This window comes from Corynebacterium sp. CTNIH16 (assembly GCF_032821655.1).
GTDB lineage: Bacteria > Actinomycetota > Actinomycetes > Mycobacteriales > Mycobacteriaceae > Corynebacterium > Corynebacterium marquesiae.
This window is the reverse complement of record NZ_JAVBIG010000001.1, coordinates 190,897-205,536: the sequence shown is the minus strand read 5'-3', so window position 1 is coordinate 205,536 and position 14,640 is coordinate 190,897. Positions and strand designations below refer to the sequence as shown.

Sequence of the window (14,640 nt, the reverse complement as noted above, 5' to 3'; positions counted from 1 at the left end):
CTTTAGATCGATCTAAATTAAGGGAGCGCATCCGTAGTGTTTGACTCACTATCAGACCGCCTACAGTCAGCCCTGGCGGGCCTGCGCGGTAAGGGCAAACTGACCGAGGCTGATATCAATGCCACCGCTCGCGAGATCCGCCTCGCGCTGCTGGAAGCCGACGTGTCTTTGACCGTCGTCCGTGGCTTTATCAAGCGCATCAAGGAACGCGCCCGCGGCGCGGAAGTCTCTGAGGCGCTTAACCCAGCGCAGCAGGTAGTCAAAATCGTCAATGAGGAGCTCATTGAGATCCTTGGTGGCGAAACCCGCCGCCTGAACTTGGCTAAGAACCCACCGACGGTGATCATGCTCGCCGGCCTGCAGGGTGCTGGTAAAACCACCCTGGCCGGTAAGTTGGCCAAGCACCTAGCTAAGCAGGGCCATACCCCGATGCTGGTGGCCTGTGACTTGCAGCGTCCGGGCGCGGTGCAGCAGCTGCAAATTGTCGGCGAGCGCGCTGAGGTGCCGACCTTCGCACCAGATCCGGGAACCTCCCTGGACTCCAACGAGCATGAAATGGGCACCTCGCACGGGGACCCGGTGGACGTCGCCAAGCAGGGCATTGCTGAGGCTAAGCAGAAGCAGCACGATGTGGTCATCATCGATACCGCTGGCCGCTTGGGCATCGATGAGACCCTGATGACGCAGGCGCGCAATATTCGCGATGCCGTCAACCCGGACGAAGTCCTTTTTGTCATCGACTCCATGATCGGCCAGGACGCCGTGCAGACGGCCGAGGCCTTCCGCGATGGCGTGGACTTTACCGGCGTCGTTCTCACCAAGCTGGACGGTGACGCCCGTGGTGGTGCGGCCTTGTCTATCCGTGAGGTCACCGGCAAGCCCATCATGTACGCTTCTACCGGTGAGAAGCTCGATGATTTCGATGTCTTCCACCCGGAGCGCATGTCCAGCCGCATTCTGGGTATGGGTGATTTGCTCTCCCTTATCGAGCAGGCTGAAGCAACCCTGGACCATCAGAAAGCCGAAGAGGCAGCCTCTAAGCTGGGCTCTGGCGAGCTGACGCTAAATGACTTCCTTGAGCAGATGTTGATGATCCGCAAGATGGGTCCCATCGGCAATCTGCTGAAGATGATGCCCGGCGGCAAGCAGATGAATGAAATGGCCGCCATGGTGGATGAAAAGCAGCTGGACCGCATCCAGGCGATTATTCGCGGTATGACGCCGCAGGAACGCGAGGATCCGAAGATTCTCAATGCTTCGCGCCGCAAGCGCATTGCTAATGGTTCTGGTGTTAGCGTTTCCGAGGTCAACCAGCTCATTGAGCGCTTCAACCAGGCTAAGAAGATGATGTCCAAGATGGCTGGCCAATTCGGCATGGGCGGCATGGGTGGTCGCTCCGCTACCAAGAAGAAGCCTAAGGGCCGCAAGGGCAAGAATGGCAAACGAAAGAAGGGCAAAGGCGGCGGTGGCAACCGCGGCCCGAAGATGCCAGGCGGTATGCCGGGCATGGGCGGAATGCCAGGAATGCCCGGTGGCGGCGGCATGCCGTCCATGGAGGAGCTGCAAAAGCTCCAGCAGCAAATGGGCGGCGGCGGGGGCATGCCAGGTATGCCCGGCATGCCAAAGATGCCGAAGGGAATGGAAAATATCGACCTCAACAACCTGGACTTTGGCAAGGGCACAAAATAATCTTTCTAGCCCGTAGTCAGAGCAAAGGGGCTTCCGCATTCTCGCGGAAGCCCCTTTTTAGTGCTTGCGGTTGTCGACGCCCCCCTTAAACCGGCTTCGCGAAAGCGCAGCCGGTTGTGGATCTTAAGAGCTAGACTGCTTCATCTTGGCCAGCGTTGGGGTAGGGGACTGGGTTGGCATGTTGCTTGCCGGCATTGGTAGGCGCTGCGGGCGCTTGCTCCACGGCTCCTGCAGCCTGCTCCGGTGGAATATCCGGGGCTTCCTGCTGGACTTTTTCCCCGTTGAGGAAGGGCTTTAGGGCCTCGCGGATCATTGGCATTGCAGATTCCGCAAAAGCATTGGTGATGTGGTGCATGTCGCGGTAGACCATCGTATTGCCGATGATGACCGGGCAGTCACCATTGGCATCGCAGAACCACGGAGCGGTATCAATCGAGAGCATATTCTGGTACTTCGACAGCACGACCGCACCGGGGTCATAAGGCTGGTAGACCTGTTCAACGCGCATGCCGCAGCCGTAGGCATCTTCGGTAGCGACGTAGCATTCATCAAACTCACGTGGGCGGCCTTCTTCATCGAATCCCCACGGGTTATCGCGGAAGCCCAAGAAGGGGGTATCGCGTTCGGCCAATTCATCCCAGAATGCCTGGTAGCCGGCGGGCACGGCATCGGGGCCGGTGCCGTATTCATTTTGCGGACGAGTGGTATTCGAGATGACTAAGGCCGGGTTCGCCTCTTCGATGCGATCCATGACCAGCTTGCCCCACTCGGCACACTCTGGGGTCACGGTGACATCGTCACCCAATTCAATCGGGCAGCCCTGGCGCAGCAGCGGTACCAGCTTAAAGCCCATTTCCTTGCCTAAGCGGTCCAGCGCGGCAGAATACTGCTCCGCGTGGGAACCGCCCACCAAATAGACTTCCTTCTCTGCGTTGGGGTCACCGAAAATGCAGGGGGTCTTTCCATCCTTGCGGGTTTCGAAGAAGAAGTCAGCAGGCTGGCTATCTGGTACGAAGCACCAATTTGCCGCTACTGGTGGCTGGATACCGCCGGCCAGGATCGGATCAGGTTTAGCCTCCACATTATCCGGCGGGGTGATGTCGTTGATGAACGTCGTTGCGCCGGGGTAGAGGGCAGGATCCAAAAGCTCCGCATCAGCATCATCAAGGGTGCGCATCCACAGTGGCTGGACAGCCAAGAGACCGATCACGGCTGCGGCGACTACGACGCCGCCCACACCGCGGGCGGCACCGGCGGGTTTCTGCAAGGTCGAAAGGCCCTTGCGTACCGGCAAATCCTCGGCCGTGGGGCGCTTGCGGTGCTGGCGCAGGGGCTTCTCCAAAAAGCGGTGCGTGAGGTCCGCCAAGACTAGCGAAATGACGATAATGATGACGCCCAACCACCACGACGGGGTTTCTTGACCCAGGTAGGAGGTAGACAAAATGAGCAATGGCCAGTGCCACAGGTAGAGCGGGTAGGCTACGTCGCCCAGCCAGCGCGCCTGCTTGGAGGCCATGGCCTTGGAAATCTTGCCACCGCCGCCCAAGATAATGAGCACGGCGCCGCCTAGTGGCAAGAGGGAAAGCGGGCCAGGATACGCAGTGGTGTCCGCGATGATGGCACCAGTAAAGATGAGCATCAGAAGGCCCAGACCAGTAAAGAGGTCATAGAGGCGGGCCGGAATCTTCCAGGAGGAACCATAGATGGCCAGGACCGCGCCCAAGGTTAACTCCCAAGCGCGCGACCAGGTGGAGTAGTAGTTCTCTGGAGTTCCGTAGAGACCGTGGCGCGAAGCGTAGGCGAAGGAGACGATGGTGACCACGATGAGGATCGGGCCAGCAATCTGGTTGACCGTGGGGAAGCTGCGCTTGCCCAAAGGCTGCTGCTTCGGCCGGAGCTTCATGATGGCAGCCAAGATGAGCGCGAAGGCAATGCCCATGATGTAGAACTGGCCCTGTACGGCCATGGACCACATGTGCTGCAGCGGTGAGGTATCAGCTGCGGCGGCCGTGTAGTCGGCGTTTTGTTCCGCTAGCTCCCAGTTCTGGTAATACAGCATGGTGGCTGTGATCTGTTGGGTGAGCTCGGTGCGCATAAGCTGCGGGGTGAAAATGCGCACTAGAATGTAGGTCACGCCGATGACCAGAACCAAGCTCGGCACTAGGCGCCGCAAGGTGCGCCAGATGGGCCACCATGGGTTCAGCGAGGCGTTGGGCTTGCTTGCGTAGCGCAGCTGGGAGCCCAAGAAGAAGTAGCCGGATAGCAGCAGGAATACGTCGACGCCGCCGGATACCCGTCCGACGAATACGTGGTAGATAACTACGAGGCCGATGGCAATACCGCGCAGACCATCAAGGTCATAGCGGTACCGGAAATTTCGCGGTGATTCTTTAGTCATAAACTGTCTTTTCGTGCGCCTATGCCTGGATGGTGGGGGCGGAAGGCGCGCCATACATATGAAACGAAATGTCTATATTCGGCCCTTAAGGGTACTCTGCTTCAGTATCGCAGGCATAACGAACCTGCGTGCGTGGCGTAGTAATTTTTGAAAATGCAGCTACTCGCGCTAAAATATTTCAAGTTATCTTCTCGGTCGTACTGAGCTAGATGAACTACATAACGTAATATTCTGCGTAGCACCGTTCCCGTCTACGGTCGGCCGGTATGTCACGCGCAGATAAAATCCAAGGGTTGAACCGGCGCACTATGTAGTGCGCGTCCGAACTGCCCAGTGACTAGAAAAGGAGCCATCATGGCTGTCAAGATTAAGCTGCAGCGCGTGGGCAAGATCCGTGCTGCTGAGTACCGCGTGGTTATTGCTGATGCCCGCACCCGTCGTAACGGCAAGGTCATCGAGAACATCGGTATCTACCACCCGAAGGAAGAGCCCTCCCTCATCCAGATCGATTCCGAGCGTGCACAGCACTGGCTGTCCGTTGGCGCACAGCCAACCGAGCCGGTTCTCGCTCTGCTGAAGGTAACCGGTGACTGGCAGAAGCACAAGGGCCTGCCGGGCGCAGAGGGCACCCTGAAGGTTGCTGAGGAGAAGAAGTCCAAGTTGGAGATCTTCAACGAGGCACTGGCTGAGGCTAACAATGGCCCGACCATCGAGGCCATCACTGAAAAGAAGAAGAAGGCCAAGGAAGAGGCTGAGAAGAAGGCTGCTGAGGAAGCTGCTGCTGCAGAGGCTGCCGCTGCTGCCGCCGGTGAAGCTGACGCTGAGGCCGAGGAGAAGGCTGAGGCAGCTTCCGAGGAGTCCGCAGAGTAATCTGCCTTCCTTATTAAGCGCATAGCGCTTTAGCTTCGGGCCCCGCCGCTACGATCACTGGTCGTAGTAGCGGGGCTTTTATAGTTCGCGAAAGGACGCCGGCACAGGATAGCGACCGCGCACGCTAATCCTTGGCGGGGCCGCGTGCGCGGTCGCTAGTGGCAGTGACGCGCTAGGAAACTTGCGGCATCCATGTCGGGGATATACCAGTTCGCCTTTAGTTCTGTGGCTTGTAGTTGGAGTAGCGGCTGTAGACGTTAGAGGGGTCCTTAAAGTCCATGCCGCGCAGGGCGCCTGCAACAACCGGTGTGAAAAGCTCGAGGATCTGCTCGCGTGGAAGCTGGGACATAGGGCCGGTGATGGCAAGTACAGTAAATCCATGAATAGTTGACCAGGCCAGCAGAGCATTCTGCATGAAATACGTCGAGTCAGTGGTATTGTCCAGCGCTTCCGCGTGGCGGGACAATAGGGCGAAGAAATCGCGAATCTGCTGTAGGTGATCCATCTTCGGATCATCTTCCGTATTGGGATCTACGCCAAGCATGAAACGCAGCGCCTTCCACTCCAGCATGCAGCGGAAGAAATTGGTCTCATCCAAGGCAAACTCGAGGTAAGCGTAACCAATCTGCATCAGGTGTTCTGGAAAATCTAGGCCCTCTGCAGTCTCGGTAGTCTCGTGTAAACGCCGGACCAACTCATCGGTAGCAAGTTCAGCGACCTTATCGTGCAGTTCTTCTTGGTCCTTGAAGTGGCGGTATGCGGAGGTAGGGGACACTCCTGCTTCGCGGGTTACCGCACGGACGGTAATTGCGTCGGGGCCGCTTCTTTTACCTAGTTGAACAGCGATACGGAGCAGCTCATCGTGGAGGTTTCCATGATGGTAGGGCTTATTGTGCGTTTCTTTAAAATTCATATTATCACCAAAACCTATGCGTGTATAAATTATTTGGTTAGCATGGTGAGTAGCAAAATTGCGGGGGTAGAAGGGTCGCCGCTCTCGCTTGTAGCCTCGACCTTATGTACCTCATATGCAGGAAGGTGCACGATCGAGCCGGGGGTGAGCGTGATGGTTTCACTGCCGTAGCTGAAGTCAAGCTCACCGCGCAGCGCCTGCACGGTGATGGGATGTGCGGCCTTATGATCGGGCAGGGACTGTCCAGGTGCAAAGCTAAAGAGAATGAGGTTGGCACCATCGGCGCTCAAGACGCGCTGTACGCCCGGGCGCGGGCGGTGCGGATCGGTATCAGGCGCGATGTCCAGCAGGTTTAGCGCGGACATTACGGCTTCCTCGCCTGAATGAGAAGCTGCGCCAAACGTGTCTGGGGAGTTGGTTGGTAGATCGCTCATGAGCCCACTTTAACGACAATGAGACTCAAATTCTGGGTTTGCTTTCCAAAGCGCCAAAATTCATGACTGACAAGGGCAAAGAGGTCTGTGTTGTAGACTTTCCGCTATGGAATTGATGATTGGTCGCGTGATTAAATCGCACGGCGTGAAAGGTGAAGTCGTAGTAGAAGCCACTACGGATGAACCGGAGGTGCGCTTTGCGGTAGGGGAAGTTCTTCATGGCACGCAGGGCAAGAAGGAGCACACACTAACTATCAAGGCGGTCCGGAGCCATAAGGGAAGGCTGCTCATTACCTTTGAAGAGATCAAAGACCGAACAGTGGCGGATAGCCTACGTGGTACTAAGTTCTTTGCCGCTCCGCTCGACAGTGATGATGATGGCTTTTATGACCATGAGCTGGAAGGGCTGCGCGTTCTTTTAGCTGGCAAGGAAGTTGGTAAGGTCACATCGGTCATCCACGGCGGAACCCAGGATTTGTTGGAGGTAGAACTCGACAACAGTAAGGAGGCGCTCATTCCCTTCGTGCATGCCATTGTTCCTGAGGTGAACCTGGAAGCTGGAACGTGCACCATCGATCCGCCGGAAGGACTGCTTGACCTATGAGGCTTGACGTCATCACCATCTTTCCGGAGTACCTAGACCCGTTGCGGCATGCGCTTTTGGGAAAGGCCATTGAACAAGGTCGCCTTGAAGTAGGTGTGCACGACCTGCGGCAGTGGGCTACGGATGCGCATAAGTCTGTCGATGACTCGCCGTTCGGTGGTGGCCCCGGCATGGTTATGAAGCCAGAAGTTTGGGGGCCGGCGCTCGATAGCGTCGCCGCGCGGGAAAGTGCGCCTAATTTAGAGTCTGCGCTGCCACACCTAAACCGTCCGCGCCACGACGAATTAGAAGGGGTAGAAGCACAAGCCTATGCGGTTGATGCCACGGCCGATGAGGATAGCGACCTCCCACTGCTTATCGTGCCGACGCCAACGGGAAAACCGTTTAGCCAAGCAGATGCGCGGGCGTGGTCCAATGAGGAGCACATTGTTTTTGCCTGCGGGCGTTATGAGGGCATCGATCAGCGCGTGGTGGATGACGCCGCTCGGCGCTACCGCGTGCGCGAGGTTTCCATCGGTGATTATGTGTTGATCGGTGGGGAAGTGGCAACGTTGGTGATTGCTGAGGCAGTAGTGCGACTCATCCCCGGTGTGCTGGGAAATAAGCGCTCTCATGAGGAAGATTCTTTTTCTGATGGTCTCTTGGAAGGCCCGAGCTATACCAAGCCGCGAGAGTGGCGGGGCCTAGCCGTGCCGGACGTGCTCACCTCGGGAAACCACGGTTTGGTAGACACATGGCGGAGGGAACAGGCTTTACTGCGCACGTGGCAACGCCGTCCCGAACTTTTGGAGGCGGCTGAGCTCGATAAGGACGACAAGGCCTTCATCGCGCAGTTGGAACAAGAAGCCAACACACAGGGTGAAGGTTAATGGAAGTAAGCGCTGACCTCTCCGTACTCCTAGTAACCCAGGAGTGGGAGAATAGCCTCGAAGCATTGCCAGAGACGCTGCGGGCACGGGGCTTTGAGCCGCTAAGCATTTTCGCTCTCCAGGTGGCGGGGGAGTGCACTGAAAGCAGCCCGCTAGCGCAGGAATATCGCTTCAGATTCGGCCAGTGGCCACAAGGAATTCCGGTGTGGCGGCTCATCGTAAACGGAGAGACCACGCAGCCGCTGGCCACAGTGGCTTCCTTGGTAGCAGACTGCTTGCCGCCGGCAGCCTCGTGGGTGGGCAGTGCGGAAATCGGTTTTACGGAGATGGGGCTTGGTGCCCCGGCGGTGTGGCGGACGGATCCTGAGCGATAGGAGGGATCTGGTAAATCTCTTAGCGCTTTTTCATGCCTACACTGCAGTGCATATGCCTTCTAGGGCTATAGTAAAGGAGACATCCCCTCCAGATTCCTATTCCCAAGGTGGTCCCTTAAATATGACGGCTCCCAACGGCAATAACTACGGTGGATATAACCAACAGCCGCCCCAGTACAATCAGCAGTATTATTCCCAGCCGCAGCAAAGCGGTGGCGTAGGTGGCGCCACGATCGCCGCGATTATCGCAGCCATTGTGGCGGTCATCGCGGTGGCAGCCATGGTCATCATGTTCGTGACCAATACCAAGGATGATGCATCGACTAGCGCGGACGCCGATAGTCAATTCCAGCAGGCTGATGCCAATAGCGGCTCTGGCTCCGGTTCTAGCAAGCACTCCGGTTCCTCGTCCAAGGACGATGCTGAGGATGAGGATGAAGATTCTAGCCCGGTCACGGTGACCAAGACCAAGGACGCCCCAGCACCAGCGCCGGCACAGGCAGCGTCTTCTGGCAGCAGCAATGGGCACTCTTGGAGTGACTTCACTAGCTACTATGCAGCTACCAGTAAGACCTCCAGCGGCTTTGCCAGCAACGTCTATACCGCGTTTATGAATAACTGGGTCGCTGGCGGCGGAACCGGCGCTACCTTGAGTGTCTACTCGCCGGCCACAGGTGGTACCTACACCATGTACTGCTCCGGTAGCTCTTCGCGCGTTTCCTGCTCCGGCGGCGATAACGCCCGCGTGGTTATCTACTAAGAACGCACTACGGCAACCTCCTGTCCTTACTGGGAAAGGAGGTTTTGTGCGTCTTGGGGGGCGTCGGCAAGCGAAGGCAGTAGAGGGGCCGTGCGGTAAATTGGGTGGGTCTAATCCCAAACCTCGAGAAAGAGTGAGGAGACCACGTGAATATTGCGGCCACTATCGCCGCCGAGCTCAACGTCAAGGAATCGCAGGTTTCTACCGCGTTGCAGCTGCTTGCGGAGGGCAATACAGTGCCCTTTATCGCCCGCTACCGCAAGGAGGCCACCGGTGGGCTGGATGACTCCCAGCTGCGCACCATTGAAGAGCGCGCGAACTATCTAAAGGAACTACAGGAGCGCAAGGAGACCATCCTTGCGGCGATTGAAGAGCAGGGCAAGCTTGGTGACGCCCTCAAGGATCAAATCCTTGCCTGCGAGACCAAAGCGCGCCTAGAAGATTTGTATCTGCCGTATAAGAAGCGTCGCAAAACCAAGGCCGATATTGCCCGCGAAGCCGGCCTTGAGGGGCTGACCGATAAGCTCATTGCGGATCCCAACGCCGCTCCAGAAGAGTTGGCACAGGCCTTTACCACCGAGGGCTTTGAGGACACCAAGAAGGCCCTCGACGGTGCCCGGGCCATCTTGGTGGACCGCTTCGCGCTCGACGCGGATCTGGTGGGTGAAGTACGTGAGCGTATGTTCACTGAAGGCTCCATGGGCGCGCACGTTATTGAGGGCAAGGAAGCCGAAGGCGCGAAGTTTAAGGATTACTTCGATTTCAACGAGCCCTTCCACAAGCTGCCTTCGCACCGCATTTTGGCGCTGCTGCGTGGCGAGAATGAGGGAGTGCTGCAGCTGCAACTAGATGCCGGCGATGACGCCGATTACGAGGATGTAATCGCCTCCCGCTTCGATCTGGATCGCTCCTCCAAGTGGCTTGCCGACGCCGTCCATTGGGGCTGGCGCACCAAGCTCTATATTTCCTCCAGCCTGGACGTTCGCATGCGGCTGAAAGAGATTGCGGAGGAAGGCGCGCTGAAGATCTTTGCCACCAATTTGCGCGACGTGCTGCTCGCGGCACCTGCTGGCCAGCGTGCCACCATCGGCTTGGATCCGGGTTATCGCAATGGTGTGAAGTGTGCGGTAGTGGACAAAACCGGCAAGGTGCTCGATACCGCCATTGTCTACCCGCATCAGCCGCAGAACCAGTGGAGCCAAGCAGTTCAGACGCTGTCGACCCTGTGCGCAAAGCATTCTGTAGACCTTATGGCCATCGGCAACGGCACCGCCTCCCGTGAGACCGAGAAGCTGGCCCAGGAAATTGCGGACCTTATCAAGCACGCTGGGGGTCAGCGACCCACTCCTGTGGTGGTTTCGGAGTCCGGCGCCTCGGTCTACTCAGCTTCGCCGCTTGCAGCGGAGGAATTCCCCGACATGGATGTCTCGCTGCGCGGTGCGGTTTCCATCGCTCGCCGCTTGCAGGATCCTTTGGCTGAGTTGGTCAAGATCGACCCTAAGGCTATTGGTGTGGGGCAGTACCAGCACGACGTTAACCAGACCGCGCTCGCTCGCACCCTTGATGGCGTCGTGGAAAGTGCGGTAAACGGTGTGGGCGTAGATCTCAATACCGCTTCCGTCCCGCTGCTTGAGCGCGTGGCGGGTGTCAATTCCACCATCGCCGCCAATATCGTTTCCTACCGTAATGAACACGGTTCTTTCGCTTCCCGCAAGGAACTGAAGAAGGTACCGCGTCTGGGGCCTAAGGCCTTTGAACAGTCTGCGGGCTTTCTCCGCATCAACGGCGGTACCGATCCGCTGGATTCCTCCGCCGTACACCCAGAGGCCTATCCTGTCGTCTCCCGCATCGCGGAGAAGACGGGCCTGGGTATTTCTGAACTTATTGGCAATACCCGCGTACTCAGCACGCTGGCGCCAGCAGACTTTGCAGACGAGACTTTCGGCATTCCTACGGTGACCGATATCATCGCCGAGCTGGATAAACCCGGACGCGACCCGCGCCCTGAGTTCAAGACCGCCACCTTTAAAGAAGGCGTACATAAAGTCTCCGATCTCACCCCGGGCATGATTCTTGAGGGCACGGTGACAAACGTGGCGGCATTTGGCGCCTTCGTGGATGTCGGAGTCCATCAGGATGGCCTCGTCCACGTTTCTGCCATGAGCCACAAGTTTGTCTCCGATCCGCACGAGGTCGTGCGCTCTGGCCAGGTGGTCAAGGTGAAGGTCATGGAGGTTGATGTGGAGCGCCAGCGCATCGGTCTCTCCCTCCGTTTGGATGATGAACCGGGGCAGCCGGCTCCGAAGCGCCGCGGTGATTCCCCACGCGGTTCTGCCAAGTCCGGTGGCGGGGGAGGCGGAAAGCGCTCTGGCCACAAATCTGGGCGCGGATCCCGGGGTGGCTCGCGCGGCCGCACGGGCGGTGCAGGCAGCGCCGGCGGTGGCGGAGTTATGGCCGATGCTCTGAAGAGGGCAGGCTTCTAGATGTCTCCCACCGCGGTGAAAAATCGTGGTTGGGCAAGGCAGCGTGCGATATGAGAATTTGGTTCCGGCTGGCGTATGTGGAAAAATAGTGCACCGTTCTATGTAACGGGCACGAACCGGTTAGGCAGTACGCCGCTAGGGTCCTCTGTCCCAAACTGAAAAGGAATATTGGCATGTCCAACATTATTGACAAGGTCGATGCAGCACAGCTGCGCGACGATATCCCGTCCTTCCGTCCAGGCGATACCCTCGACGTTAACGTAAAGGTTATCGAGGGCAACAACGAGCGTGCACAGCTCTTCAAGGGCATCTGCATCCGTCGTCAGGGCTCCGGCATCCGTGAGACCTTCACTGTCCGTAAGGTTTCCTTCGGTATCGGCGTTGAGCGTACCTTCCCGGTTCACTCCCCGAACCTGGAGTCCATCAAGGTCTCCCGCCGTGGCCGCGTCCGCCGTGCGAAGCTCTACTACCTGCGCGATCTGCGCGGCAAGAAGGCTCGCATCAAGGAGCGTCGCTAGTACTAGCGCGCTGCGCGCCAGTTTCCCCTTGCACCCTGCTGTGGGTGGAAGGGGATTTTTCAATGCCCAATTTTGCTCAATTCACAGTTGGAAGCCCTGATCTAAACGGAAAGTTGTCTGTGAATCCTCCTGCCTCGAGGGGGATAAGGCCGGAAATCGGACATGGGGTTGCTAGGATTTAGCGCGTGAATAAAGACAGCAACTCGCAGGAACAGTCGCCGGAAGGCGAGGGGGCCTACCCCGTACAGGGCGACGCCACCCAGCAAGGCAAAGAGGCGACTAAGAAGAAAGAAATGCCGTGGCTGCTGGAAACCCTTCTGGTCGTGGCTACGGTTCTCGTGATTGTCGGACTTTTCCAGAACTTTATCGGCCGGCAGTATGTGATCCCATCGGGCTCGATGGAGCCGACTCTGCACGGCTGCGAGGGCTGCACAAATGACCGTATCTTTACGGAAAAGATCTCTTACTACGGTAACGGTGAGCCAGAACCAGGCGATGTCGTCGTGTTTAAAGGCACCGAGGACTGGAATTCCAGCTACGTCTCGCCGCGCTCGTCCAATCCGGTAATTCACGGTGTACAGGATGCGTTGAGCTTCGTATCCTTGGCACCGCCAGACGAAAATACTCTGGTCAAGCGTGTGGTTGCTACTGGCGGACAGACGGTGTCCTGCCAGGAGGGCGATCCTGCTGTCATGGTAGATGGCAAACCCATTGAGCAGGACTACGTGCAAGACCCGCCAACGTATCCGGTAGATGAGTCGACAGGCTCGGAGGCCTGTGGTGGTCCGTACTTTGGTCCCGTCGAGGTACCGGAGGACAACATCTGGGTGATGGGCGATAACCGTACTGCTTCGGCTGATTCGCGCTACCACATGACCGATAAGTTCCACGGCACGGTTCCAGTAGAAAACGTCCGTGGCAAGGTGAAATTCGTATTCTGGCCGTTTACCCGCATTGGTGGGGTCGATGACCCGGACATTCAGGAATAAGCCTTCCTCCCAACGCCTGCGCACCCGGGATTTTCTCCTCCCCGTGGTGGCAGGCTTTGTCCTGCTGGTGCTCCTGCAGGCGCTGGTGGGGCGGATGTATGTCATTCCTTCTGCGTCGATGGAACCGACCCTGCACGGGTGTCCTGGCTGCAAGAACGATCGTATCGCCGTGCAAAAGGTCAGCTATTACTTCACGGACCCAAAGCCCGGGGAGGTGGTAGTTTTTGAAGGGCCCGAGTCGTGGAATAACGAGTTTGAGGTCAATCGTTCGCACAATATTTTCGTGCGCGGCGCGCAAAATGCCCTGGCGGCCGTAGGGCTGCTTCCCAATGGGGAAAATATCCTGGTAAAGCGCGTCATTGCTACCGGCGGGCAGACGGTGAGTTGTCAGGCAGGCGATCCTGCGGTCATGGTGGATGGAAAGCCCATTGACCAATCCTTCGTCCTCGATCCGCCAGAGATTCCCGTAGACCCCAGCGTGGGTTCGCGAGAGTGTGGCGGAGAATATTTTGGCCCAGTCACCGTCCCCGAAGGAAACCTTTGGGTGATGGGCGATAATCGCACCAACTCCCTCGATTCCCGTGCGCACTTGGGTGACCACCTGCAGGGCACCGTGCCAGTGAACAATGTCCGCGGGCGCGTCGAGGCCATCATTTTGCCGCTTTCGCGTTGGGGTGGGGTGGAACACCCGGAAATCTCGCATGCGGCGGCTTAAACAGCGACGCACCTACGAGGTCGCATTGAACAAAGCCGGTTTAGGCCCGGTAGCCGGCGTAGACGAGGCCGGGCGCGGTGCCTGCTGTGGACCAATCACCATCGCAGCTTGTGTGATGCCCGATCGGCCGATCAAGGAGTTGTCGGAACTTACTGACTCCAAGAAGCTCACCCCCAAACAACGCGAGAAGCTTTTTCCACTCATTAAAGACAAGGCTGTGGACTGGTCTGTGGTGCATATTGGTGCGGGGGACATCGATAAGCACGGCATCCAGCACGCCAATATTTCCGGCATGCGCAGGGCAGTTGCGCGCCTAGAAGTACGTCCGGGCTATGTGCTTACCGACGCCCTCTTTATCCCCGGCCTCACCCAACCCCACCTGCCCATTATCGGCGGCGATGCGGCCGCGCGGTGTATCGCCGCGGCGAGTGTGTTGGCCAAAGTCAGCCGTGACCACCTGATGTACGAGCTGGATGCGCGGTACCCCGGCTACGGGTTAGCCAGCCATAAGGGGTACGGAACCAAGGCGCATGAGGCCGCAATTGCGGCGCTTGGAGCGTGCCCGGAGCACCGGATGAGCTATGAGAATGTCCGCCGCGCTCATGCGGATTTTGCCGCGCGTGCCTAGCTAGAAACTAGCACTTCTCGCGCTAAGCTAAAGCGAGCTAACCCACAACCTGGAGGTCCACCGTGAGTGCAGAGGAACTCGATAACTACGAGGCTGAGGTAGAGCTGTCTCTCTACCGCGAGTACCGGGACGTTGTCAGCCAGTTTTCCTATGTCGTTGAAACTGAGCGGCGCTTTTATCTGGCTAATGCGGTAGAGCTTATTCCGCATACCTCTGGGCCTGATGTCTACTACGAGGTGCGCATGTCTGATGCTTGGGTATGGGATATGTACCGCTCCGCGCGCTTTGTGCGCTACGTCCGCGTTATTACATACAAGGACGTCAATATCGAGGAGCTGGATAAGCCGGAATTCATGATGCCGGAATAACTTTGTCAAGCCGGCGCACCTAGCGCCG

General features: G+C 57.9%; 15 protein-coding genes. 12 read left to right on the top strand and 3 right to left on the bottom strand.

Annotated features, from left to right (window positions below; translation table 11 throughout):
• Window positions 1-36: 36 nt before the first annotated feature.
• A complete protein-coding gene (gene ffh, locus RAE04_RS01000) occupies window positions 37-1,689 on the top strand; it encodes a signal recognition particle protein (protein ID WP_225746779.1) in 1,653 nt (550 codons plus the stop codon).
• Between the two features lie 130 nt (window positions 1,690-1,819).
• Here the strand turns inward: ffh and RAE04_RS00995 are convergent, their stop codons facing one another.
• Window positions 1,820-4,087, bottom strand: coding sequence for an acyltransferase family protein (locus RAE04_RS00995; RefSeq protein ID WP_317026119.1), 2,268 nt, complete (start codon window positions 4,085-4,087; stop codon window positions 1,820-1,822).
• Between the two features lie 354 nt (window positions 4,088-4,441).
• Between RAE04_RS00995 and rpsP the strand changes: the two genes are divergently transcribed.
• A complete protein-coding gene (gene rpsP, locus RAE04_RS00990) occupies window positions 4,442-4,957 on the top strand; it encodes a 30S ribosomal protein S16 (RefSeq protein ID WP_317026118.1) in 516 nt (171 codons plus the stop codon).
• Window positions 4,958-5,174: 217 nt separating this feature from the next.
• On the opposite strand, the gene RAE04_RS00985 is transcribed toward rpsP, so the two are convergent.
• Window positions 5,175-5,870 carry a TetR/AcrR family transcriptional regulator gene (locus RAE04_RS00985; protein WP_317026117.1) on the bottom strand — a complete coding sequence of 232 codons (696 nt, stop codon included), beginning with the start codon at window positions 5,868-5,870 and terminating at the stop codon, window positions 5,175-5,177.
• Window positions 5,871-5,899: 29 nt separating this feature from the next.
• Entirely contained in the window at window positions 5,900-6,304 is a 405-nt protein-coding gene (locus RAE04_RS00980) for a cupin domain-containing protein (protein WP_269953104.1), read from the bottom strand.
• A 106-nt stretch (window positions 6,305-6,410) separates the two neighbouring features.
• Between RAE04_RS00980 and rimM the strand changes: the two genes are divergently transcribed.
• From rimM to RAE04_RS00930, 10 genes are all read left to right on the top strand, one after another.
• Window positions 6,411-6,908, top strand: coding sequence for a ribosome maturation factor RimM (rimM, locus tag RAE04_RS00975; protein WP_269953103.1), 498 nt, complete (start codon window positions 6,411-6,413; stop codon window positions 6,906-6,908).
• Window positions 6,905-7,777, top strand: coding sequence for a tRNA (guanosine(37)-N1)-methyltransferase TrmD (trmD, locus tag RAE04_RS00970; protein WP_225746784.1), 873 nt, complete (start codon window positions 6,905-6,907; stop codon window positions 7,775-7,777). The genes rimM and trmD overlap by 4 nt, the downstream gene beginning before the upstream one ends.
• Window positions 7,777-8,151 carry a hypothetical protein gene (locus RAE04_RS00965; RefSeq protein WP_269953102.1) on the top strand — a complete coding sequence of 125 codons (375 nt, stop codon included), beginning with the start codon at window positions 7,777-7,779 and terminating at the stop codon, window positions 8,149-8,151. Before trmD ends, RAE04_RS00965 begins: the two co-directional genes overlap by 1 nt.
• A 121-nt stretch (window positions 8,152-8,272) precedes the next feature.
• The gene (locus RAE04_RS00960) at window positions 8,273-8,911 is read left to right on the top strand and encodes a hypothetical protein (protein WP_317026116.1); all 639 of its coding nucleotides are present in this window, start codon (window positions 8,273-8,275) and stop codon (window positions 8,909-8,911) included.
• Between the two features lie 146 nt (window positions 8,912-9,057).
• On the top strand, window positions 9,058-11,394 hold the full coding sequence (locus RAE04_RS00955) for a Tex family protein (protein WP_317026115.1): 2,337 nt from the start codon (window positions 9,058-9,060) through the stop codon (window positions 11,392-11,394).
• A 173-nt stretch (window positions 11,395-11,567) separates the two neighbouring features.
• Window positions 11,568-11,912 carry a 50S ribosomal protein L19 gene (rplS, locus tag RAE04_RS00950; RefSeq protein ID WP_005325245.1) on the top strand — a complete coding sequence of 115 codons (345 nt, stop codon included), beginning with the start codon at window positions 11,568-11,570 and terminating at the stop codon, window positions 11,910-11,912.
• A gap of 185 nt (window positions 11,913-12,097) precedes the next feature.
• Window positions 12,098-12,901: a signal peptidase I gene (gene lepB, locus RAE04_RS00945; protein ID WP_317026114.1), complete on the top strand. Its 804-nt coding sequence runs from the start codon at window positions 12,098-12,100 to the stop codon at window positions 12,899-12,901.
• Window positions 12,879-13,616: a signal peptidase I gene (lepB, locus tag RAE04_RS00940; protein WP_317026113.1), complete on the top strand. Its 738-nt coding sequence runs from the start codon at window positions 12,879-12,881 to the stop codon at window positions 13,614-13,616. The genes lepB (RAE04_RS00945) and lepB (RAE04_RS00940) overlap by 23 nt, the downstream gene beginning before the upstream one ends.
• Window positions 13,603-14,244, top strand: coding sequence for a ribonuclease HII (locus tag RAE04_RS00935; RefSeq protein WP_317026112.1), 642 nt, complete (start codon window positions 13,603-13,605; stop codon window positions 14,242-14,244). Before lepB (RAE04_RS00940) ends, RAE04_RS00935 begins: the two co-directional genes overlap by 14 nt.
• Before the next feature lie 62 nt (window positions 14,245-14,306).
• On the top strand, window positions 14,307-14,612 hold the full coding sequence (locus RAE04_RS00930; protein ID WP_005325239.1) for a DUF2469 domain-containing protein: 306 nt from the start codon (window positions 14,307-14,309) through the stop codon (window positions 14,610-14,612).
• The last annotated feature ends 28 nt before the right edge of the window (window positions 14,613-14,640 follow it).

Coding starts and splice junctions, on each gene's coding strand:
- RAE04_RS00995 (WP_317026119.1), bottom strand. CDS start 4,087: ATGACTAAAGAATCACCGCGAAATTTCCGGTACCGCTATGACCTTGAT.
- rpsP (WP_317026118.1), top strand. CDS start 4,442: ATGGCTGTCAAGATTAAGCTGCAGCGCGTGGGCAAGATCCGTGCTGCT.
- RAE04_RS00985 (WP_317026117.1), bottom strand. CDS start 5,870: ATGAATTTTAAAGAAACGCACAATAAGCCCTACCATCATGGAAACCTC.
- RAE04_RS00980 (WP_269953104.1), bottom strand. CDS start 6,304: ATGAGCGATCTACCAACCAACTCCCCAGACACGTTTGGCGCAGCTTCT.
- rimM (WP_269953103.1), top strand. CDS start 6,411: ATGGAATTGATGATTGGTCGCGTGATTAAATCGCACGGCGTGAAAGGT.
- trmD (WP_225746784.1), top strand. CDS start 6,905: ATGAGGCTTGACGTCATCACCATCTTTCCGGAGTACCTAGACCCGTTG.
- RAE04_RS00965 (WP_269953102.1), top strand. CDS start 7,777: ATGGAAGTAAGCGCTGACCTCTCCGTACTCCTAGTAACCCAGGAGTGG.
- RAE04_RS00960 (WP_317026116.1), top strand. CDS start 8,273: ATGACGGCTCCCAACGGCAATAACTACGGTGGATATAACCAACAGCCG.
- rplS (WP_005325245.1), top strand. CDS start 11,568: ATGTCCAACATTATTGACAAGGTCGATGCAGCACAGCTGCGCGACGAT.
- lepB (WP_317026113.1), top strand. CDS start 12,879: ATGACCCGGACATTCAGGAATAAGCCTTCCTCCCAACGCCTGCGCACC.
- RAE04_RS00935 (WP_317026112.1), top strand. CDS start 13,603: ATGCGGCGGCTTAAACAGCGACGCACCTACGAGGTCGCATTGAACAAA.